This window comes from Sedimentitalea sediminis, from assembly GCF_042687825.1.
Classification (GTDB): domain Bacteria; phylum Pseudomonadota; class Alphaproteobacteria; order Rhodobacterales; family Rhodobacteraceae; genus Sedimentitalea.
In genome coordinates, this window is the sequence record NZ_JBHUQE010000012.1 from 1 (window position 1) to 19941 (window position 19941).

Genomic DNA, 19941 nt, shown 5'->3' on the forward strand with positions numbered 1-19941 from the left:
AGCAGTCAGACCGGACGCTTACCAATGTCCCGCCAAGGCGTAGGGTCAGGCCCTCGGTGGGAAGGGGTCATGGGGGAAGTTGTGACCTTGCCAGTGTAGAGATGGCCCCTCGGAAAAATCTTACTGTTTAGCTTGATCCGTCGCCTCAGCATTCCTCAAAGTTGCTTGCCAGACATTCCTGAGCGCGTTGCTGTGCTTCGATGATTGCGGCAGGCGTCATCAGTCCTTCAAGAATACCACGCATCTCCATAGCTGCTGAGTTGCCCGACATGCTCGCCAAGTTTGCCCACATGTGCGCAGTGTTAAAGTCTTGCGGAACACCCCAGCCGTGCCGGTGAAGCGCTGCCAAACTAAACTGTGCGCCCTCAATCCCGTTTCTGGCAGCTAATATGAACCAGTGCGCAGCTTGACGATAATCTTGCTCGACGCCTTCACCATGAAAGTAGAGGCGTCCAAGTGCCTCCTGAGCCTCTGCAACACCATTTTCACCAGCAAGCAAAAGCCAATGAGCAGCCTCGGCATGGTCTTGAGTAACGCCTTCGCCGTGTAGATAAAGACTGCCGAGGATATACTGCGCAACGCCATCGCCGTTTTCGGCAGGGTAGCGCGACCATCTTGCGGCCCGTTCGTAGTCCTGCGCAACTCCCTGTCCAAGGTAATACATCATGCCGAGCAGACCTGAGTGGCTTTCATCTTGTTCGGCAGCTTGCAGCATCCAATACGCGGCCTGCGCATAGTCCTGACCTACCCCACGACCCTCATAAAACATCATTCCAAGAAGGCTTTGCGCAAGCGGGTTTCCGCCCTCCGCATGTGGTCGCAGATGCTCGTAAGCTGTCTCGAAATCGCCCGCCTCGTAAGCATCAAGACCATGGTGCAGCGTCTCCGCTTGAACAGGGAAGGCGAGTGATACAAAGGCAGCCAAAAGGATATTGCGCATCGTTAAACCTCGAACTTCTCAAGGGCTTCGTGCTTCTGTGCCAGCGTGTGCCCTTCCTTGAAATAGACCTGTTGTGCCACGCCTTGGCGTTCGTGGCCCACAATCTCCTGAAACAGTGGTTCCGGCACACCTGCCTGTGCAAGCCGCGTGACCATCGTGTGTCGCAAGCTGTGGAACACCAGCCCGCTTTCCTTCATGCCCAGCCCCGGCAAGAACACGTTGTTGAACCAGCGGCCCAGATTGCGGCCATAGCCTTCCTTGGCGTTGTAGGAGAGGGACAGGAACAGGCGTTGCCCCTTGGGCTTGGCCGCAACCCAATCGAGGAAGCCCAGCCGGATCAGTTCCGAGTGCACAGGCACACGGCGCTTGGCGGCAGGGGTCTTGAGGCTCTTGTTCGGCCCGTCCCCGTTGATGTCGAGATACCAGATACCGCCCTCGTGTCGAATGTCGGCAACGTCAAGCTGAGCAACCTCGCGCAGTCTTGCGCCCGTGTATAGGCCCAGAAGCGCACCCCACTTGTAATCGTCCTTCTTCACCAGCCCGGAAGGCTTGCCCGTCAACGCGGCATGTAGTTTGCCGGTCTGGTCCGGCGTGTAGGCTTTGCGGCCTTCATCGGAATGTTTGGCTTTGGCGACTTTCATCCCGTTGAACAGCTTAACGTCCGAATGGCCATGACGTTCAGCCCAATCCCAGAAGCGTCGAAACGTGTCGATGTAGCTGCTGACGGTCTTGGCGCTGATCTTCTTGAGGCCGGGGAAGGCTATCGCTTCCTGCAAGGTCAGGTCGCGCGTTTCGCGTTTGGTGTTGCGGTTCACAGGAAGGGCCTGCACCAGCTTCTTCATCTCGGTGGCGTCTTGGCGGGTGACTGTGGCCAAGGCCCGATCTTGCCCGAAATGCTCCACCAGCAATGCGAGGTAGGAACGGGCCTTGTTCTGCATCGCAGGCGACCATTGCGGCGAATGCTCGGACATGAAATCCTCTATCGCCGCGCCCAGAGCCACGGAGCGGGCCTGTGTTGGCCTTGGCGCTGTCTGGGCAAGTTCGGTGAAGGAATAACCTTCAAGGCCCTCAGCGGCGCTCAGGATGGCTTTGATCTGGTCCCGGCGGGCCTTGCGCATCTCTTGACGCAGGGACGGGCCATTTTCGGCCCACTGAGCCTCTGTGAGGCCCGCTGAGGCGCGGAAGCTGTCCAAGGGGCCAGCATCAAGGTAAAGGTCCGACAGGTCGTCAAAGCCGCCTATGGCGTCCTCGTGGACGTCCAACTCTTGGCGAAGGGCTTCAAGAGACCGATCCGGCAGGCCGGTGTCGTTCAACCGTTCCACATACCGATCCAGCGAAGCCGCGAAGTAGCTTCGCACTATGTCCCGCATCTCGTCTTGTCTGAGCCTTGCCAATGTCTTGTTCTCGCGTACCAATCTGCCACAGGATGCAAGATGACGGGCCAAATCGCCAGCCCGATCTGGACACTTGGTACGTAAGGATATCCTGACCGTGCGGCGCGTGTTTCCCTCAGCCCGAGGGAGGGGCCAGCGGAAGTAGTAAACCCCATGCCGTGAGGGTGACAGATAGGCAGACAGTTTCATGGACTTGTGCTCCACTTTGTGTCGCACTTGCCTGCCCAACTCTCAAGTCATTGATCTATATGTAAATGGCGGAGAGACAGGGATTCGAACCCTGGGTGGGCTTGCACCCACAACGGTTTTCGAGACCGCCCCGTTCGACCACTCCGGCACCTCTCCGCGGGGGTCTGGGCCTTGCGTTTAGTCGGGAATGGCGGGGCTGGCAAGGGCCGTTTTAGGCATTGTTGTCCATGTTGCGGTTTTCGATTGCCCAGGCCTGCAAATGGCTTAGGATCTGTGCATGACGTTGGCCATGCTCACCTGTCGGCGCATCGGGATCGGTCTGGCGATACTGATGCTATGCTGTGCTGCCCTGACCGGATCGCCCGCGCGGGCTGCGGACCGGGAGCGGATACTGGCGTTTCTGGACGTGACCGGCTTTGACGTTGCGTTGGACAGCATCGCGCTGTCGACCCGGTCGGTGCCGCGCATGCTGGGGGTCGAGGCCGATGATTTCGGCGCCGAATGGGACCGTGTATGCAACGAGGTCTTTGCCGCCGGATTGATGCGGTCGATGGCGCTGGACATTCTGGAACAGACCCTGACCGACACGCTGCTGCGCCACGCGGCGGATTTTTACGCCTCGGATCTGGGCCGGCGCCTGGTGGTGGCGGAAAACCAGTCGCACATGGTCGAGGATGACGACGCCAAGCAGGCCGAGGGCACCCGTATCGTGGCCGAACTGGTCGCCGACGGAAACGCGCGGCTGGAATTGCTGAAACGGATGAACCGGGCCATCGACGCCGCGGGCACCAGCCTGCATGCGCTGCAGCAGATCCAGATGCGTTTCTTGCTGGCCGCCAGCGCCGCCGGCGTGGTCGAGCTGCAGATGGATGCCGAGGAATTGCAGGCGATGTTCAAGGCGCAGGAAGGCGAGTTGCGGCGGCTGCTGCAGGCCTCGGCGCTGGCCGGTGCAGCCTATACCTATCGCGACTTTTCCGACGCCGATCTGACCGCCTATGTCCAGGCGCTGGAACAGCCCGAGATGATGCAGGTCTATGAATTGCTGAACGCGGTGCAATACGAGATCACGGCCGACCGGCTGGAAGCACTGGCGGCCCGGATGGCCGATCTGCATCCCGGCCAGGACATCTGAGAATGGCGATCCGCATCTTTCGGCTGTTGCTGGCCATCCTGATCCTGACGATGTCGCCGGCGCTGGCGGAAAACCAGGCGGACCGGCTGGCCCAGGTGCTGCGGATCTCGGAAGTGATGGCGATCATGCGCGACGAGGGCGTGCGCTATGGTCAGGATCTGGATGCCGACATGCTGGGCGGCGAGGGCGGGGCCTATTTCAAGCAGCGGATCGCGGAAATTCATGATCCGGCCGCGATGGAAGCGGTGATGCGCCGATCACTGGCCCAGGACATGCAGGCCGACGAGATCGCCGCCTCGATCCGCTTTTTTGACACTGAACTGGGTCAGCGCATCCTGGCGCTGGAAAATGCCGGGCGCGTGGCGCTGTCCGACCCCCAGGTCGATGACATCGCCCGCAGCGCCTATGAAGGGCTGAAAGGCAGCGACGACGCGCGTCTGGCGGCGGTGTCGCGGTTCGTTCGCACCAATGATCTGATCGAACGCAACGTCGCCTCGGCGCTGGCCTCGAACTATCAGTTCTATCGCGGCCTGCAGGCGGGCAGCGACGGGCATCGCGGGTTTGACATCATGTCCGAGGTCTGGGCCCAGGAGCCGGCGGTGCGCGAGGACACCGAAGCCTGGGTTTACGGGTTTCTGCTGATGGCCTATCGGCCGCTGCAGGCGGATGAGCTGGACGCCTATATCGCCTTTTCCGGCTCGCCGGCGGGGCAGGCGCTGAACACGGCGCTTTTCAACGGGTTCGAGCGTATGTACCGCTCGATTTCCTATCAACTGGGCCTGGCGGTGGCGCGGGCCCTTGCGGCCCGGGACATTTGATCGCGAAACCGGTTGACAGACGCGCCGGTTCCGCACATAAGCCCGCATCCCGGCCCGATCTTTCGCGCCGGGTTTGTGTATCATATCGTCCGAAAGCGGGCGCGCAGTTCGAGGTGGCCCGGGGCAAACGGGCCGAAACGCCCGGCCGGTCGGGGACCACAGAACGCGGCAGGAAAAGGAAAAGACGCATGTTCGCGGTCCTCAAGACCGGTGGCAAGCAGTACAAGGTTCAGTCCGGAGACATGCTCCGGGTCGAGAAACTGGCTGCCGACGCTGGCGAAACTGTACAATTCAACGATATTCTGATGCTGGGCGGCGACACCACCGTTGTCGGCGCGCCGCTGATCCAAGGCGCGGGCGTTCAGGCCGAAGTGATCGACCAGATCAAGGGCGAAAAGGTCATCCATTTCGTCAAGCGCCGTCGCAAGCATTCCAGCCAGCGCACCAAGGGCCATCGCCAGAAGCTGACCCTGATCAAGGTGACCGACATTCTGGCCGAGGGCGCCGACAAGACCGGTGTCAAGGCCGCTGTCGGAGCCGGTTCGGTTGCTGCCGCTGCTGCTGCCGCAGCCCCGACCAAGAAACCCGCGAAAAAGGCCGCAGCGACCAAGACCGAGGCGCCCACCGGTGCCGACGATCTGAAAAAGCTGTCCGGCGTCGGACCGGCGCTCGAGAAAAAGCTGCTGGATGCCGGCGTCACCACGTTCGCGCAGATCGCGGCATGGACGGATGCCGATATCGCTGCTATGGACGAGCAACTGTCGTTCAAGGGCCGGATCGAGCGTGAAGGCTGGGTCGAACAGGCCAAAGAACTGGCCAAGGGCTAAGGAGAGAAAGCATGGCACATAAGAAAGCAGGCGGTTCCTCCCGTAACGGTCGCGACTCTGACGGTCGCCGCCTCGGCGTCAAGCTATATGGCGGTCAGACCGCCATTCCGGGCAATATCATCGTGCGCCAGCGCGGCACCAAGTTCTGGCCGGGTCAGGGCGTCGGTCTGGGCAAGGATCACACGATCTTTGCCACCGTCGAAGGCGCCGTGACCTTCCACAAGGGCCTCAAGGGCCGCACTTTCATTTCGGTTCTGCCAATGGCGGAAGCCGCCGAGTAAGCCGTTTCCGGAAGTTAAGCTAAGATTAACGGGGATCGGCGACAATCGCCGGTCCCTGTTTCCGTTTGCCGTCGGAGTCCGCAAAGACGCCGCAGATTGCAGGCGACAGGAGCGGGCGCGACGCGGGACAAAGGACCCGCACCGACAGCCGGGAACACGTCGCGAGGAGGCGACCGTTCGCGGCTTGCAGGAGCACTGCGACAAACATACCTGATACGGGCAGCAAGAGGTCCAGCCGTGCTGTGCGTAGAGTTCGTGACTTTCGGAGGAGGAGCAGACCCATGAAATTGGACCCGATCATAAACCAACCCGTGATCGAGACCCGCCGGTTCGACCTGCGCCCGCTGCGCCGCTCCGACAAGGGGCTGATCGAGATGTGCGGCGGCGACGAGCGGGTCGCCCGCATGACCACGTCGATCCCGCACCCCTTGCCGCCGGGCGCTGCCGAAGCCCTGGTGGCGCGCGCCATGTCCGACACCCGCGACGAGGATTTCTGGGCCATGGACGGCACCAAATCCGGCGGTGCCGAATTGATGGGGCTGATTTCGCTGCAGCGGCTGGACCGCAATCAATCCGAGATCGGCTATTGGGTGGCGCCGATCTACTGGAATACCGGCCTGGCCTCGGATGCTGTCAAGGCGCTGGTCGACGCCAACCCGCTGGGCAATGACACGATGTTTGCCAGCGTCTTTCAGGACAACCCGGCCTCAGCGCGGGTGTTGATCCATTGCGGTTTCGAGTATCTCGGCGATGCCGAAAGCTTTTCTGTGGCCCGCGACGCCACGGTCCCGACCTGGACCTATAGTCGAAAACTCTGATTGAGCCCGACCGGGCCCTTGCGCTAGGACACGACCATGAAATTTCTCGATCTCGCAAAGGTCTATGTCCGCTCGGGCGGCGGTGGTGGCGGCAGCGTCAGTTTTCGGCGCGAGAAATACATCGAATATGGCGGCCCCGATGGCGGCGACGGTGGCGCCGGCGGCTCGGTCTGGGCGGAAACCGTCGACGGGCTGAACACGCTGATCGATTTTCGCTATCAGCAGCATTTCTTTGCCAGGAACGGCCAGCCCGGCATGGGCAAGCAGCGCACCGGCAAGGATGGCGACGATATCGTGCTGCGGGTGCCCGTAGGCACCGAGATTCTGGACGAGGATCAGGAAACCGTGATCGCTGATATGACCGAGCTGGGCCAGCGTGTCGAACTGGCGCGTGGCGGCAATGGCGGCTTTGGCAACCTGCATTTCAAATCCTCGACCAACCAGGCGCCGCGCCGCGCCAATCCGGGGCAGGAGGGGGTCGAGCGCACCCTGTGGCTGCGCCTCAAGCTGATCGCCGATGCCGGGCTGCTGGGCCTGCCCAATGCCGGCAAGTCGACCTTTCTGGCAGCCACGTCCAATGCCCGGCCCAAGATTGCCGACTATCCCTTTACCACCTTGCACCCCAATCTGGGGGTCGTCGGCGTGGACAATGCCGAATTCGTGATGGCGGACATTCCCGGTCTGATCGCCGGCGCACACGAGGGACGCGGCATCGGCGACCGGTTTCTGGGCCATGTCGAGCGCTGTTCGGTCCTGCTGCATCTGGTGGATGGCACGTCGCCCAGCATCGCCGAGGATTACGACACGATCATCGGCGAATTGCAGGCCTATGGCGGCCATCTGGCCGACAAGCCGCGCGTGACGGCGCTGAACAAGATCGACGCGTTGGACGATGATCAGCGCGCCGCCGCACGGGCCGCTTTGGAACAGGCGGCCGGCGGGTCGGTTCACATGATATCCGGGGTCAGCGGCGAGGGGTTGGTCGATGTGTTGCGCGCTGTCAGGGCGCAGATCAAGGCGGACCGGCTGCGTGAAAGACCCGGGGCCGAGGTCGAACCGTGGCGGCCCTGACCGACGCCCGCCGACTGGTCGTCAAGATCGGCTCGGCGCTGCTGGTGGACCGCGCGACCGGCGCGCTGCGGGCTGCCTGGCTGCAATCGCTGGCCGCCGACGTGGCCTGGCTGGCCGGGCAGGGCACCAGCATCATACTGGTCTCGTCCGGCTCGATCGCGCTGGGGCGCGGGGTTCTGGGCCTGCCGCGCACAGATCTGGCGTTGGAACAATCCCAGGCCGCCGCTGCTGTTGGCCAGATCCGCCTGGCCCGGGCCTATGAAGAGGCGCTGGCACCGCATGGCATCACCACTGCGCAGGTGCTGGTGACGCTTGAAGACAGTGCCGACCGCCGGCGCTATCTGAACACCCGCGCCACGCTGGAAACGCTGCTGTCACTGAGCGCGGTGCCGATCGTCAACGAGAACGACACCATCGCCACGGACGAGATCCGCTATGGCGACAATGACCGGCTTGCGGCACAGGTTGCGGTCACGGTGGGGGCGGATCAGCTGATCCTGCTGTCGGATGTCGACGGGTTTTATACCGGCAACCCGGCCAGCGACCCGACTGCAAGCCGATTTGATCGAATCGACCGGATCACGCCCGAGATCGAGGCGATGGCGGGGGATGCCGGCTCGGGCCTGTCCAAGGGCGGCATGAAGACCAAGCTGATGGCGGCAAAGATGGCCACGGCCGGCGGTTGCGCCATGGCGATCACCGAAGGATCGCCTCTGAACCCGCTGAAAACACTGAATGACGGCGCCGCCGCCACCTGGTTCAGCGCGCAGATGGACCCGCACACGGCGCGCAAGCGCTGGATCGGCGCCATGAAACCGCGTGGCCGCATCACCGTCGATGCCGGTGCGGTTCGGGCGTTGCAGTCCGGCAAAAGCCTGCTGCCCGCCGGCGTGGTGCAGGTCAGCGGCGATTTCGGGCGCGGCGACCCGGTCGAAATCGCCGGACCCGAGGCGCACAAGCTGGGGCAGGGGCTGACCCGCTATACCGCCGCCGAGGCCCGCGCCATTCAGGGCTGCCGGTCCGGCGATATCGAGGCGCGGCTGGGCTATCCCGGGCGCGCGGCGCTGATCCATCGCGACGATATGGCGCTTTAGGGTGTCTTTCTGATAGGACATATGCAAATCCCACCGGTGCCGGGCGCGCATCGGTTCAAAAACGGGGGACCCGAGGATGAAAGACATGGACAATATTCCCGCCTTGATGGCCGATATCGGCCAACGGGCCAAGGCCGCCAGCCAGGTGCTGGCCGAAGCCAGCGCCGAAGACAAGCACACCGCCCTGATCGGTGCCGCCGATACGGTCTGGGCACAGCGGGCCGACATCATCGCGGCCAATGACAAGGATATGGCCTATGGCCGGCAAAAGGGGCTGTCCGAGGCCATGATGGACCGGCTGCGTCTGGACGAGGACCGCATTCGCGGCATTGTCGACGGGCTGCGCGCGGTGGCCGGACAGACCGACCCGGTGGGCGAGGTGATAAGCGAATGGGACATGCCGTCGGGGCTGCATATCAGCCGGGTGCGCACACCCTTGGGGGTGATCGGCGTGATCTATGAAAGCCGTCCCAATGTCACCGCCGATGCCGGTGCTCTGTGCCTGAAATCGGGCAATGCGGTGATCCTGCGCGGCGGGTCCGAAAGCTTTCATTCCTCGGCGGCGATCCACGCCTGCCTGGTCACGGGGCTGCGCGATGCCGGCCTGCCCGAGGACGCGATCCAACTGGTGCCGACGCGCGACCGCGCGGCGGTATCGGAACTGATGACCATGACCGACACGGTGGACGTGATCGTGCCGCGCGGCGGCAAAGGGCTGGTCGGACTGGTGCAGCGCGAAGCCCGTGTGCCGGTCTTTGCCCATCTCGAAGGGATTGTTCACATCTATCTGGACAAGGCCGCCGATCCGCAAAAAGCGCTGGACGTGGTGCTGAACGCCAAGATGCGCCGCACCGGCATCTGTAGCGCCGCCGAATGCCTGCTGCTGCATCAGGACATCGCCCAGGGGCTTGGCCGGGACGTCATCGCCGCCCTGATCGCCGCCGGGGTCGAGGTGCGCGCCGCCGGCCCTCTGGCCGATATTCCCGGCACCACGCCGGCGAAAGACGCGGATTGGGGCAAGGAATATCTGGACGCGATCATCGCTGCCAAACCGGTGCCGGATATCGACGCGGCGATCGCCCATATCCGGCAATACGGTTCCGGTCATACCGATTGCATCATCACCGAGGATGACGCCGCCGCCGCGCGGTTCTTCGCCCGGCTGGACAGCGCCATCCTGATGCACAACGCCTCGACCCAGTTTGCAGATGGCGGCGAGTTCGGCATGGGTGCGGAAATCGGCATCGCCACCGGCAAGATGCATGCCCGCGGCCCGGTGGGCGCGGCGCAGCTGACCAGCTTTAAATACCTGGTGCGGGGCGACGGAACCGTTCGACCCTAAAACCGAATGCAGAATTGACCGGTCTGGCGGCTGATTTCGATCTTGCGGCCGAGATCCGCGGCCAGGGCGGGCAACAGCGCGAACTGAACCTGCGCCGAGGTGATCTCGGGCATTTCGTCGGGATGCGACAGGCCGTGCCACAATGCCTCATCCAGAACCAGCTTGTCCGCATGGCCGATGACGGTCCAGACGCCGTCCTCGGCCAGGACCCGGATCTGCCCGCCATAAGGCATGGCCGTCTCGCAGCATTGCAGCGCCAGAAAAGCCAGCCGCACCAGCGCGCGCGGCTGCGCATCCAGCGGCGCCCATTGCACCGTGTGGCGACCGCCGCGATTGAGATCCTCAAGCACCGAGACAATCTCGGGACGACCCAGCAACTGTTCGCCGGCGGCGCCATAGGCAATGCGGAAAAAGCGGATGCGCGCTCCGGCATTGCCGACGCTGTCCGCGATCAGGTCCAGTTCCGGGCCCTGGATGCTGCCGGCAAGATCCAGCAGTTCCAGCCCGTTGGTGATGGCGCCGATCGGACTGATCAGATCGTGACAGATTCTGGACCCTATCAAGGCCGCCAGATTGATATTACTCTGTCCCAAGACATTCCTCCGTTGCGGGCCCTGACATGACAGACCTGAACGCCATACTGGCACCCGGCATGCTTGTGCGCCATCCGCAATTCGACGATTGGGGCATCGGGCAGGTGCAATCCAATATCGGCGGCAAGATCACCGTGAATTTTCGCGAGCAGGGAAAGGTGGTCATTGATAGCGCCCGGATTGCATTGATTCCGGTCTTTGATCCCTGAAACTGGTTTACGAAATGTTAACACCGCGCCGCGGGCTGCCTCCTCAGTTGCCACATGGCTGAGATCCGCGTTAAAGCAGCGCAACCGAAACGCCGCGCCGCAACTGGAGATTTCATGCCCGCAACCGTCTCCGAATTCACTGTCAGACTGGCCGATACCCCGGCCGACCTGCGCGCCGCACAGGCGTTGCGCTATGACGTTTTTGTGCGCGAACTGGGTGGCGGCGGTCAGATGGTGGATCATGAGCAGGGACTGGAACAGGACCGGTTCGATCCGTTTTTCGATCATCTGCTGGTCAGTCATGTGCCCAGCGGCGCCGTGGTCGGGGTCTATCGCCTGCTGCGCGCCGATCAGGCGGCGCGCGCCGGCCAGTTCTATTCCGAGGACGAATACGACCTGAGCGTTCTGAAATCCGGTGGCCGCAAGCTGCTGGAACTGGGACGGTCCTGCCTGCACCGGGATTTTCGCGGCGGCATGGCCATGTATCACCTGTGGAACGGTCTGTCCGACTATGTTCGCGATCACGACATCGAAATCCTGTTCGGTGTCGCCAGTTTCCACGGCACCGATATCGAGGCTCTGGCGCAGCCGCTGTCGATGCTGCACCACGCGCATCGGGCTCCGCCCGACCTGCGGGTGCGCGCCCAGCCCGGGCATTTCGTGTCGATGGACCTGGTGCCCGACGACCGGTTGGACCGCCGCGAAGCTCTGCTGAAGACGCCGGCGCTGATCAAGGCCTATCTGCGACTGGGTGGCTATGTGGGCGAGGGCGCTTTCGTCGATCACGCGTTCAATACCACCGATGTCTGCCTGGTTCTGGACACCGCGCGCATGAATGAACGCCAGCGCCGGCTTTATACCGAGCGTCACGCCGGATGAGCCGGACCTGGGACAGCAGGCAGGTGCCCGAGACATGTGCCATCGGCGCGATGGGCTGGCTGCGTGTTGTGCTGCGCGGCCTGCCCTTGGGGGGGCTGGTGTTCGGCTGCCTGGCGCTGTTGCTGCTGGTCCGGCTGATCGAACGCCCGCTATTCGGTCTGCGCCGGCCGCTGACGCCGCATATCACGCAATTCGTCTGTCGCAACGCCTTTCGCATTCTGGGCATGGGCTTTGCCACGTCGGGCAGCCTGATGACGGCCCCCGGAGCGGTGGTGGCGAATCACGCCTCGTGGCTGGACATCTTTGCGCTGAACGCGCGCAAGCGGATCTATTTCGTGTCCAAGTCCGAAGTCGCCGGCTGGCCCGGCATCGGTTGGCTGGCGCGGGCCACCGGCACGGTCTTCATCGAGCGCAACCCGGCACGGGCGCGCGAACAGACCGACCTGTTCGAGCAACGCCTGCTTGCCGGACACAAGCTGTTGTTCTTTCCCGAAGGCACCTCGACCGACGGGTTGCGGGTGCTGCCGTTCAAGACCACGCTGTTCGCGGCATTCTTTACCGATCATCTGCGCGAGATGATGCATGTACAGCCGGTCAGTGTGATCTATCACGCCCCGCCCGGCCAGGACGACCGGTTCTATGGCTGGTGGGGCGAAATGGAATTTGGCGAACACCTGCTCAAGACGCTGGCGGTGGCGCGCCAGGGCTCGGTCGAACTGATCTATCACCCGCCGGTCCGGGTCGCGGATTTCCCCAATCGCAAGGCGCTGGCCGCGCATTGCGAAACCGTCGTGCGTCAGGGCCATGCCGGACGATTGAATTTGTCCGCCCAGAGCTGATCGCCGCGCCGATGCCGGGCGGATTGCGCCTTGCACCGGCATCGGACTTGCCTTATACGCGCGCCATTCAAACCCGCAGGCGGGGTTGGGCCGATGGGGGAGACATCCCCAAAGGTCCGCCGGTTGGCGCATCCGCGTCGAGACCCCCGCCGAGGATCAAACCGGAAAGGAATAGGCATGGCTCTTCCCGAGTTCACCATGCGCCAGCTGCTGGAAGCAGGCGTTCACTTTGGTCACCAGACACAGCGTTGGAACCCGCGCATGTCGCCGTTCATCTATGGCGCGCGCAACGGCATCCACATCATGGATCTGACCCAGACCGTCCCGATGCTGGACCAGGCGCTGCAGGCCATCCGCGATACCGTCGCCAAGGGCGGCCGCATCCTGTTCGTCGGCACCAAGCGTCAGGCCAGTCAGCCGATCGCCGATGCCGCGGAGAAATCGGCGCAGTATTACATGAACCACCGCTGGCTGGGGGGTACGCTGACCAACTGGCAGACCGTGTCCAAATCGATTCAGCGACTCAAGCAGATCGACGAGCAGATGGAAGGCGGTTTCGCCGGGCTGACCAAAAAGGAACGCCTGGGCATGGAACGCGACCAGAGCAAGCTGCAGGCCAGCCTGGGCGGGATCCGCGAAATGGGCGGCACACCGGATCTGCTGTTCGTGATCGACGTCAAGAAAGAGGCGCTGGCCATTGCCGAAGCCAACAAGCTGGGCATCCCGGTCGTTGCCGTCGTCGATACCAACTGCTCGCCCGATGGCGTCGACTACATCATCCCCGGCAATGATGACGCGGCCCGCGCCATCGCGCTTTATTGCGACCTCGCCTCCCGCGCGGCGCTGGACGGCATGTCGGCCCAGCTGGGCGCGGCCGGTGTCGATATCGGCGCCATGGAAGAGGCCCCGGCCGAAGAGGCCCTCGCCGAAGAAAGCACCGGCGTGGAAACTGGCAACGTCTCGACCGAGACCGCTTCCAATGACGCGATGTCCAAGGACGCACCGATGGACATCGAATCCACCGCCAAGACACTCGAAAAAGCCTCCAAGGGCTGATCCGACGTCATCGCACTGACACGCGCGGCAGGGTCTTCCTGCCGCGACACACCGCATTTTTCTAGGAGACCCGACAGATGGCAATCACAGCATCTATGGTGAAGGAACTTCGCGACACCACTGGCGCAGGCATGATGGACGCTAAGAAGGCGCTGACCGAAACCGATGGCGACATGGACGCCGCCGTGGATTGGCTGCGCACCAAGGGCCTGGCCAAAGCGGCCAAGAAATCCGGCCGGGTCGCGGCCGAGGGTCTGGTGGCCGTCGTCGTCGAAGGCGGCAAGGGCGTCGCTGTCGAGGTCAACTCGGAAACCGATTTTGTCGGCAAGAATGCCGAATTCCAGGAAATGGTCAGCGGCATCGCCCGCGCCGCTCTGGGCGTGTCCGATGTCGAGGCGCTGAAGGCCGCCGACATGGGCGGCAAATCGGTTGCCGATGTCATCACCGACAAGATCGCCACCATTGGCGAGAACATGTCGGTGCGCCGCATGTCCGGCATCGAGGGCGAAAAGGTAGTGTCTTATGTGCACAACGCCGCCGCGCCCGGCATGGGCAAGATCGGTGTTCTGGTCGCCATGACCGGCGGCGACGAGGCGTTTGGCAAGCAGGTTGCCATGCATATCGCCGCCACCAACCCGGCCGCCCTCAACGAGGACCAACTGGACCCGGAAGTGGTCGAAAAGGAAAAATCCGTGCAGATGGACATTGCCCGCGAAAGCGGCAAGCCCGAAGCGGTGATCGAAAAGATGATCGTCGGCCGGATGAAGAAGTTCATGGCCGAAGTTACCTTGCTGAACCAGCAATTCGTCGTGAACCCCGATCTGACCGTAGGGGCCGCAGCAACCGAGGCCGGCGCCACCGTGACCGGGTTCGTGCGTCTTGAAGTCGGCGAAGGCATCGAGAAGAAGGAAGAGGATTTCGCCGCCGAAGTGGCCAAGGCCGCTCAGGGCTGATCTGCCTTTCATCATTCCGAATGCCCGCCTGACGCGACCTGTCAGGCGGGCTTTTTTGTGCCTGCGCCGGTGTTTGACCAAGCGAGCATTCCCGGTTCGACCCATAGAAACCAGAATTGGGTTGCGATTGAAGGACCACGCGCCAAAACGCGAGCACGGGATCCCTGGCGTCCGGTCGCGAGCGCCGGAAAAACACGATCCGCCGCGATTCGGGTCGGTCGTTTGCGCTTTCAGTGACCGAGGCTGATCGGGGCGTTTCCGGCCCTTGCCCAAGAAAACACGGAGCCGCGACAAATGCGCGGCTCCGGCCCGTTTGGAGGTCCCGATCTAATGGGGATGGAAAGGGACCCTTTTCGGATTCCGGCTCGTAACGTGGACCAATACACGCCAGAGCCGGACAGGTCAGAGAGCCCTGAAATGGCAGGGTTCATTTCCCGATGTTCCCAGGCTAAAGCCACCACTCACGGAACACTTGCACTTTGCGATTTAAAGCGCGTTTGTGAAAGTAATGTATTCCTTACCCGAGGTAAACGAAACTTTTTTGCGCGACCGATCCGACGCCGGACAACGCGATCAGGTCTCCATCACGAACATCTGGTTGTGCAGCGCCGCCTTGAGAACCGCCTGTGCCGTGGTTTCCACCGCCAGAGACTCTCGGGCCAGACGCAGATGCTTTTCCACCGTTGCCGGCGTTAGCCCCATCAGGATGGCGATGTCCTGGGTGGTCTTGCCGTCACCCACCCATTCCAGGGCTTCGCGCTGTCGTTTGGTCAAGCCGCGATTTGGCGGGTTGTAGGGCAGGCTGAGGATGCGCAGATGCGCGACATTGTTCATCAGGTGGATGTCACGGCCATGCTCGGCCCAGACCTTTTCAACATCGTCCTGTGACATGCCCACCTTGGCGGCCAGAGAAATCGCGCCTTTCGAGCGCGGCGAGACAGATTTGAAGCTGATCGTATAGCCAGCGGTCACCTTCATCTTGAGGTTGAATTCGACCACCTTGATCTCTTCTTCGGTCAGTGACCCCAAGTCGAAATTCTCGTAGGTCCGGCGCCAACTGCCAGCGCCTTCATGTTCCAGCGCCCATCGCAGCATGGGCGCATGGAAATACAACCCGTTATGCAGAAACCCCTGAATATATTCGGCGCAGTGATTGCTGAGAATGGTGAAATCCTCGGGGTCGCCCAGCGAGGTGCGCGTGCGATAGCGGGTGAAGCCATAGATCAGCCGGTCAAAGCCATAGCTTTTCATCTGAGCGGTATGAACCGGCCACAGCTCTTCCAGGCTTTGAGCGTTGGTGACCAGGTGAAGATACTCGCGCAGATCCATACCTTTCAGCTCCCTTCGAGATGCGCCTTGAGCGCGTCAAGTGCCAGAATATAACCTTGTGCACCAAAACCGCAAATCTGCCCTAATGCAACCTTGGCAAGAAATGACCGATGCCGAAAGGGTTCGCGGGCATGGATGTTGGACAGGTGCACCTCGACCGTGGGCAGATCGACCGATGCGACCGCATCCATCAGCGCGATCGAGGTGTGCGTATACGCCCCGGCGTTGATGACGATGCCGTTCTGCGCACCCTTTGATCCGTGGATCGCGTCGACCAGTGCGCCCTCGTGATTGGACTGCAGGCAGGTGACGGCCAGGCCCAGTTTTTCCCCATGGGCGCGGCAGGTTTCCTCGACCATCGCCAGTGTGGTGGCGCCATAGACCTCGGGCTGGCGGGTGCCCAGCAGGTTCAGGTTGGGACCGTTCAGGACCAGAATTCGGTTCATCGCAATGCATCCTTTCGTATCCACCGCTCATACGCATGATATCCCGCGACTGTCCAGTTCGCCACGGATCCGCCGTTCCGGACAGCGAGCGTCACGGGGCGGAAAATACCCCCAAACCCAGCCATTGCGCCCGCAAGGCCGGGCTGGGACAATCCTGAATCTCGACAGTCAGGCCGTATTCCCGCAACAGCTCCGTGTCGCCGCTGCGCCGAATTCGGTCCAGAACGAACCGCCCGCGCAGCCGCGCCCCGGCTGGCACCGGCGTCACAAAGCGCACGCGGTTGAACCCGTAGTTGATCCCCATGACCTCGCCGGGCTGCGGGGGCAGGCAATCCTGTGCAAACCGGCTGGCCAGCGACAGGCTCAGAAAGCCATGCGCGATGGTGCCGCCGAACGGCGCCTCGGCCGCGGCGCGCTCTGGGTCAGTGTGGATCCACTGGTTGTCGCGGGTGACCTGCGCAAAGGCGTCGATCATCGGCTGATCCACCGTGATCCATTCCGATACGCCGATTTCGGTGCCCAGTTGCGCCCTGGCCTGATCCAGCGCCCGGTCTATGGCGGCCATCGCCGTTCCCCTTGCCTCAGACAGGATCGGGGCCGACCCGGACCATGCGCTTGCCCCGGTTGTCCCCGGCCAGCAGCCCGATCAGTGCGGCGGGCGCGTTTTCCAGGCCCTCGACGATATCTTCGACCACCGTGATCTGTCCGGTGCGCACCCAGTTCTGCAAAGCTCTGAGGGCGGTGGTGTCGCGGTCAGCGAAATCCATCACGATAAAGCCCTGCATGCGCAACCGCTTGACGACCAAGAGCCCGGGCAGGTTGCGCGGTCCGCTGGCGTCTTCCGTGTCATACTGGCTGATCGCGCCGCAACAGACGACACGGCCACGGTTGTTCATCAGGGACAGGGCGGATTCCAGAATCCGGCCACCGACATTGTCGAAATACACATCGACGCCGTCGGGGCAGGCGGCACGCAGCGCCTTGAACATCCCCGGATCGCGATAGTCGATACAGGCGTCAAAGCCCAGATTTTGCACCACCCAGTCGCATTTCTCAGCCCCGCCCGCAATGCCGACGACGCGGCAACCCAGGGCTTTGCCAATCTGTCCGACATACCCTCCGACCGACCCGGCGGCGGCCGAAACCAGCAGGGTCTCGCCAGCGATCGCATTGCCGACATGGATCAGCCCGTGAAACGCCGTCTTTCCGGCGATCCCATAAACCGACATGAGGTTGGACAGCGGCCGGATATCCGGCAGTTTCTGCACCTTGTGCGCGGCGCGCGTGACATAGTCGGCCCAGTCTGTTTCCGCGGCAACGATATCACCGGGTTTCAGGTGCTTGCTGTTGCTGTGCATCACCTCGCAGACCGCGTAGGTGGGCATGGCATCGCCCGCCTGTACCGCGTCGCGATAGGTGGCCCCCTTCATCCAACTGCGATTGGCGGCGTCGATCGACATCAGGATGGTGCGCAACAGCACTTCGCCCGCCTCGGGAACCGGCATGTCGCTCTCTTGCAGAGCGAAATGGGTGGGCTTCAATTCCGCGGACGGCAGCTCGGCGACCAAGATCTGTCGGTTCTTCATCGCTCTGTTCCCCCTGAACCGCGCCTGCGTTCCTGTCTGGGCCCGCTGCATTGCCGGACTCTTCCGCCGCACACCCCAGTTGTCAATCGAAATGCGAAATGCAATCCTGATGCCAGACCCCGGCCCCGAACCGCGCGGGCGACGGGCCTATGCCCATAGCGGCCCCCGCACAATGTTCGATCATCATCGGACGGGGCAAATGGGGGCAGGACATGACACCAGAGACTTTGTTTTCGCTGCACGGCAAGACCGCGCTGGTGACTGGCGGCGCCACCGGCATCGGACGCATGGCCGCCGAGGCGCTGGTGAATGCCGGCGCCCGGGTGCTGATCGCCTCGCGCAAGGGGGCGGATTGCGCCGCCGTGGCCGACGCGTTGAACACAGCAAAGGTCGCGGGCAGCGCGGTTGGGTTTGCCGGCGACGTCGGCAGCGCCGCAGGCATCGATGCCTTGGTTGACGAGGTGAAAAACCGAACGCAATCCCTTGATATACTGATGAATAATGCCGGTGTTGCCTGGGGCGGACAATTGGGCGAATTCCCCTATGATGCCTGGGATCACGTGATGTCGGTTAATGTCGCGGGGCTGTTCGATCTGACGCAGAAACTGCTGCCATTGCTTGAGGCTGCGGCCGATCCCGACGATCCGGCGCGTGTGGTCAATGTCGCCTCGGTAATGGGCGAGTTGCCCATGGGCGATGGCGCCTACAGCTATGCCGCTTCCAAGGCGGCGGTGATCCACCTGTCGCGGATCCTGGCCAAGGAACTGGCGCATCGCCATATCACCGTCAACGCACTGGCGCCCGGACCGTTCGTATCGCGCATGACCGCCTTTGCCACGGCGGACGAAGACAAACGCGCGCTGGTCGCGGGCGACGTACCGCTGGGCCGGGTCGGGCGCGAAGAGGATATCGCCGGCTGCATGCTGTTCCTCTGCGGGCGCGGCGGGGCCTATGTCACCGGTGCGGTGATCCCGGTCAGCGGCGGCATCAACGTGATGAGCGGCCACAACATCTTTGAAAAGGCGGTGCGGGGTTGAGCCGTGGCTGCGCCCACCGCCCCCGAAAGCAGGAAGCAGGAAGCAGGAAGCAGGATGACCGACACCGCGCTTGATCTGGATCTGGAGGCGGTCGGCAGCTATCTGACCAAAAACCTGCCGGGATTCTCCGGCCCGCTGAGCGCGCGCAAGTTCGCGGGTGGCCAGTCCAACCCGACTTATCTGCTGGAAACCCCGGACCGGAATTATGTGCTGCGCCGCAAACCACCCGGAACGCTGCTGAAATCGGCGCATGCGGTGGACCGCGAGTATCGCGTGCAACGGGCCCTGGCCGACACGCCGGTGCCGGTGGCGGAAATGCATCTGCTGTGCCGGGATGACAGCGTGATCGGGTCGATGTTCTATGTCATGTCGCATGTCGCCGGGCGCAATTTCCCGGTGCCGACCTTGCCCGAACTGGCCCGCGCCGAACGCGGTGCGGTGATCGACCAGATGAACCAGGTGCTGGCGACACTGCACAATGTCGATATCGAGGCGGCCGGATTGTCCGATTATGGACCCTCGGGCAGCTATTTCGAACGCCAGCTTGGGCGCTGGTCCAAACAGTACCGGGCCTCGGAGACCGGGACGATCCACGACATGGACCGGCTGATGCGCGTCCTGGCCGAGCGCTTGCCGCCAGAGGACGGGCAGCGCACGCTGGTGCATGGCGATTACCGCATCGACAACATGATCTTTGCCGAAACCGGCCCCACCTGTCTGGCGGTGCTGGATTGGGAGTTGTCAACCATCGGCCACCCCTTTGCCGATCTGGCTTCGGTCATCATGCAATGGCAGATGCCCTGTGGCCCCGAAGGCCGCGGGCTGGCCGGCATCGACCGGGACGCATTGGGGTTGCCCTCGGATCAGGCATTCATCGACAGCTATTGTGCGCGGCGCGGCTTGTCCGAAATCGAGAATTTCGGCTTTTACCTCGGGTTCAGCTTTTTCCGCATGGCGGCAATCCTGCAGGGCGTGCACAAGCGCGCGCTGGATGGCAATGCCAGCAACCCCGCGAAAGCCCGGCAACTGGGCGGCTATGTGCCGCTGTTTGCCGGCCACGGGCTGCGGGCGCTGACGGGTTAGCCCGGCAACATGGGCATAGCGATGC

The 19941-nt window shown here is 62.8% G+C and carries 22 protein-coding genes and 1 tRNA gene; 15 read left to right on the plus strand and 8 right to left on the minus strand.

Annotated elements, in window-relative coordinates:
• Positions 1 to 145: 145 nt before the first annotated feature.
• The 3 genes from ACFMPD_RS11165 to ACFMPD_RS11175 form a co-directional block, all read right to left on the minus strand.
• Positions 146 to 940 carry a tetratricopeptide repeat protein gene (locus ACFMPD_RS11165; RefSeq protein WP_380994119.1) on the minus strand — a complete coding sequence of 265 codons (795 nt, stop codon included), beginning with the start codon at positions 938 to 940 and terminating at the stop codon, positions 146 to 148.
• Positions 941 to 942: 2 nt separating this feature from the next.
• The gene (locus tag ACFMPD_RS11170) at positions 943 to 2298 is read right to left on the minus strand and encodes a tyrosine-type recombinase/integrase (protein WP_380994121.1); all 1356 of its coding nucleotides are present in this window, start codon (positions 2296 to 2298) and stop codon (positions 943 to 945) included.
• A 291-nt stretch (positions 2299 to 2589) separates the two neighbouring features.
• Positions 2590 to 2679, minus strand: a tRNA-Ser gene (locus ACFMPD_RS11175).
• 121 nt (positions 2680 to 2800) lie between these two features.
• On the opposite strand from ACFMPD_RS11175, the gene ACFMPD_RS11180 reads away from it, so the two are divergent.
• The 8 genes from ACFMPD_RS11180 (at position 2801) to ACFMPD_RS11215 (ending at position 9906) form a co-directional block, all read left to right on the plus strand.
• On the plus strand, positions 2801 to 3655 hold the full coding sequence (locus tag ACFMPD_RS11180) for a DUF2059 domain-containing protein (protein WP_380994123.1): 855 nt from the start codon (positions 2801 to 2803) through the stop codon (positions 3653 to 3655).
• 2 nt (positions 3656 to 3657) lie between these two features.
• Positions 3658 to 4473, plus strand: a complete 816-nt coding sequence (locus ACFMPD_RS11185) for a DUF2059 domain-containing protein (RefSeq protein WP_380994125.1) — start codon at positions 3658 to 3660, stop codon at positions 4471 to 4473.
• Between the two features lie 188 nt (positions 4474 to 4661).
• Positions 4662 to 5300, plus strand: a complete 639-nt coding sequence (locus ACFMPD_RS11190) for a 50S ribosomal protein L21 (protein WP_380994127.1) — start codon at positions 4662 to 4664, stop codon at positions 5298 to 5300.
• Positions 5301 to 5311: 11 nt separating this feature from the next.
• Complete coding sequence (gene rpmA, locus ACFMPD_RS11195; RefSeq protein ID WP_380994129.1) at positions 5312 to 5581, plus strand: 50S ribosomal protein L27; 270 nt, start codon at positions 5312 to 5314, stop codon at positions 5579 to 5581.
• A gap of 281 nt (positions 5582 to 5862) precedes the next feature.
• The gene (locus tag ACFMPD_RS11200) at positions 5863 to 6399 is read left to right on the plus strand and encodes a GNAT family N-acetyltransferase (RefSeq protein WP_380994131.1); all 537 of its coding nucleotides are present in this window, start codon (positions 5863 to 5865) and stop codon (positions 6397 to 6399) included.
• Between the two features lie 36 nt (positions 6400 to 6435).
• On the plus strand, positions 6436 to 7470 hold the full coding sequence (gene obgE / locus ACFMPD_RS11205; protein WP_380994132.1) for a GTPase ObgE: 1035 nt from the start codon (positions 6436 to 6438) through the stop codon (positions 7468 to 7470).
• Complete coding sequence (gene proB, locus ACFMPD_RS11210) at positions 7458 to 8564, plus strand: glutamate 5-kinase (protein ID WP_380994134.1); 1107 nt, start codon at positions 7458 to 7460, stop codon at positions 8562 to 8564. The genes obgE and proB overlap by 13 nt, the downstream gene beginning before the upstream one ends.
• Before the next feature lie 76 nt (positions 8565 to 8640).
• Positions 8641 to 9906: a glutamate-5-semialdehyde dehydrogenase gene (locus ACFMPD_RS11215; RefSeq protein ID WP_380994136.1), complete on the plus strand. Its 1266-nt coding sequence runs from the start codon at positions 8641 to 8643 to the stop codon at positions 9904 to 9906.
• Here the strand turns inward: ACFMPD_RS11215 and ACFMPD_RS11220 are convergent.
• Entirely contained in the window at positions 9903 to 10499 is a 597-nt protein-coding gene (locus ACFMPD_RS11220) for a histidine phosphotransferase family protein (protein WP_380994138.1), read from the minus strand. The two genes, ACFMPD_RS11215 and ACFMPD_RS11220, sit on opposite strands and share 4 nt — an antisense overlap.
• A 26-nt stretch (positions 10500 to 10525) precedes the next feature.
• Here ACFMPD_RS11220 and ACFMPD_RS11225 point away from each other — a divergent pair, with 26 nt between their 5' ends.
• From ACFMPD_RS11225 to tsf, 5 genes are all read left to right on the plus strand, one after another.
• Positions 10526 to 10708, plus strand: coding sequence for a DUF3553 domain-containing protein (locus ACFMPD_RS11225; RefSeq protein ID WP_380994139.1), 183 nt, complete (start codon positions 10526 to 10528; stop codon positions 10706 to 10708).
• Between the two features lie 114 nt (positions 10709 to 10822).
• Positions 10823 to 11587 (plus strand): L-ornithine N(alpha)-acyltransferase, encoded by a 765-nt coding sequence (gene olsB / locus ACFMPD_RS11230; protein WP_380994141.1) that lies wholly within the window; start codon positions 10823 to 10825, stop codon positions 11585 to 11587.
• A complete protein-coding gene (gene olsA / locus ACFMPD_RS11235; protein WP_380994142.1) occupies positions 11584 to 12426 on the plus strand; it encodes a lyso-ornithine lipid O-acyltransferase in 843 nt (280 codons plus the stop codon). The genes olsB and olsA overlap by 4 nt, the downstream gene beginning before the upstream one ends.
• Before the next feature lie 177 nt (positions 12427 to 12603).
• Positions 12604 to 13482: a 30S ribosomal protein S2 gene (gene rpsB / locus ACFMPD_RS11240; RefSeq protein WP_380994144.1), complete on the plus strand. Its 879-nt coding sequence runs from the start codon at positions 12604 to 12606 to the stop codon at positions 13480 to 13482.
• Between the two features lie 77 nt (positions 13483 to 13559).
• A complete protein-coding gene (tsf, locus tag ACFMPD_RS11245; protein WP_380994146.1) occupies positions 13560 to 14435 on the plus strand; it encodes a translation elongation factor Ts in 876 nt (291 codons plus the stop codon).
• A 573-nt stretch (positions 14436 to 15008) separates the two neighbouring features.
• Here the strand turns inward: tsf and ACFMPD_RS11250 are convergent.
• The 4 genes from ACFMPD_RS11250 to ACFMPD_RS11265 all read right to left on the minus strand — a co-directional run bounded on the left by ACFMPD_RS11250 (position 15009) and on the right by ACFMPD_RS11265 (position 17796).
• Positions 15009 to 15764 carry a LuxR family transcriptional regulator gene (locus tag ACFMPD_RS11250; RefSeq protein WP_380994148.1) on the minus strand — a complete coding sequence of 252 codons (756 nt, stop codon included), beginning with the start codon at positions 15762 to 15764 and terminating at the stop codon, positions 15009 to 15011.
• A gap of 5 nt (positions 15765 to 15769) precedes the next feature.
• Positions 15770 to 16210: a type II 3-dehydroquinate dehydratase gene (gene aroQ, locus ACFMPD_RS11255; RefSeq protein WP_380994150.1), complete on the minus strand. Its 441-nt coding sequence runs from the start codon at positions 16208 to 16210 to the stop codon at positions 15770 to 15772.
• 91 nt (positions 16211 to 16301) lie between these two features.
• Positions 16302 to 16775, minus strand: coding sequence for a MaoC family dehydratase (locus ACFMPD_RS11260; protein WP_380994152.1), 474 nt, complete (start codon positions 16773 to 16775; stop codon positions 16302 to 16304).
• A 16-nt stretch (positions 16776 to 16791) separates the two neighbouring features.
• On the minus strand, positions 16792 to 17796 hold the full coding sequence (locus tag ACFMPD_RS11265) for an NADP-dependent oxidoreductase (protein WP_380994154.1): 1005 nt from the start codon (positions 17794 to 17796) through the stop codon (positions 16792 to 16794).
• A 212-nt stretch (positions 17797 to 18008) separates the two neighbouring features.
• On the opposite strand from ACFMPD_RS11265, the gene ACFMPD_RS11270 reads away from it, so the two are divergent.
• Both ACFMPD_RS11270 and ACFMPD_RS11275 read left to right on the plus strand, forming a co-directional pair.
• Positions 18009 to 18833, plus strand: a complete 825-nt coding sequence (locus ACFMPD_RS11270) for an SDR family oxidoreductase (RefSeq protein ID WP_380994156.1) — start codon at positions 18009 to 18011, stop codon at positions 18831 to 18833.
• 54 nt (positions 18834 to 18887) lie between these two features.
• Positions 18888 to 19916: a phosphotransferase family protein gene (locus ACFMPD_RS11275; protein ID WP_380994158.1), complete on the plus strand. Its 1029-nt coding sequence runs from the start codon at positions 18888 to 18890 to the stop codon at positions 19914 to 19916.
• Positions 19917 to 19941 lie beyond the last annotated feature (25 nt).

Coding starts and splice junctions, on each gene's coding strand:
- ACFMPD_RS11185 (WP_380994125.1), top strand. CDS start 3,658: ATGGCGATCCGCATCTTTCGGCTGTTGCTGGCCATCCTGATCCTGACG.
- obgE (WP_380994132.1), top strand. CDS start 6,436: ATGAAATTTCTCGATCTCGCAAAGGTCTATGTCCGCTCGGGCGGCGGT.
- olsB (WP_380994141.1), top strand. CDS start 10,823: ATGCCCGCAACCGTCTCCGAATTCACTGTCAGACTGGCCGATACCCCG.
- olsA (WP_380994142.1), top strand. CDS start 11,584: ATGAGCCGGACCTGGGACAGCAGGCAGGTGCCCGAGACATGTGCCATC.
- ACFMPD_RS11215 (WP_380994136.1), top strand. CDS start 8,641: ATGAAAGACATGGACAATATTCCCGCCTTGATGGCCGATATCGGCCAA.
- ACFMPD_RS11180 (WP_380994123.1), top strand. CDS start 2,801: ATGACGTTGGCCATGCTCACCTGTCGGCGCATCGGGATCGGTCTGGCG.
- ACFMPD_RS11275 (WP_380994158.1), top strand. CDS start 18,888: ATGACCGACACCGCGCTTGATCTGGATCTGGAGGCGGTCGGCAGCTAT.
- aroQ (WP_380994150.1), bottom strand. CDS start 16,210: ATGAACCGAATTCTGGTCCTGAACGGTCCCAACCTGAACCTGCTGGGC.
- rpmA (WP_380994129.1), top strand. CDS start 5,312: ATGGCACATAAGAAAGCAGGCGGTTCCTCCCGTAACGGTCGCGACTCT.
- ACFMPD_RS11225 (WP_380994139.1), top strand. CDS start 10,526: ATGACAGACCTGAACGCCATACTGGCACCCGGCATGCTTGTGCGCCAT.
- ACFMPD_RS11265 (WP_380994154.1), bottom strand. CDS start 17,796: ATGAAGAACCGACAGATCTTGGTCGCCGAGCTGCCGTCCGCGGAATTG.
- ACFMPD_RS11260 (WP_380994152.1), bottom strand. CDS start 16,775: ATGGCCGCCATAGACCGGGCGCTGGATCAGGCCAGGGCGCAACTGGGC.
- ACFMPD_RS11270 (WP_380994156.1), top strand. CDS start 18,009: ATGACACCAGAGACTTTGTTTTCGCTGCACGGCAAGACCGCGCTGGTG.
- tsf (WP_380994146.1), top strand. CDS start 13,560: ATGGCAATCACAGCATCTATGGTGAAGGAACTTCGCGACACCACTGGC.
- ACFMPD_RS11200 (WP_380994131.1), top strand. CDS start 5,863: ATGAAATTGGACCCGATCATAAACCAACCCGTGATCGAGACCCGCCGG.
- rpsB (WP_380994144.1), top strand. CDS start 12,604: ATGGCTCTTCCCGAGTTCACCATGCGCCAGCTGCTGGAAGCAGGCGTT.
- ACFMPD_RS11165 (WP_380994119.1), bottom strand. CDS start 940: ATGCGCAATATCCTTTTGGCTGCCTTTGTATCACTCGCCTTCCCTGTT.
- ACFMPD_RS11250 (WP_380994148.1), bottom strand. CDS start 15,764: ATGGATCTGCGCGAGTATCTTCACCTGGTCACCAACGCTCAAAGCCTG.
- ACFMPD_RS11190 (WP_380994127.1), top strand. CDS start 4,662: ATGTTCGCGGTCCTCAAGACCGGTGGCAAGCAGTACAAGGTTCAGTCC.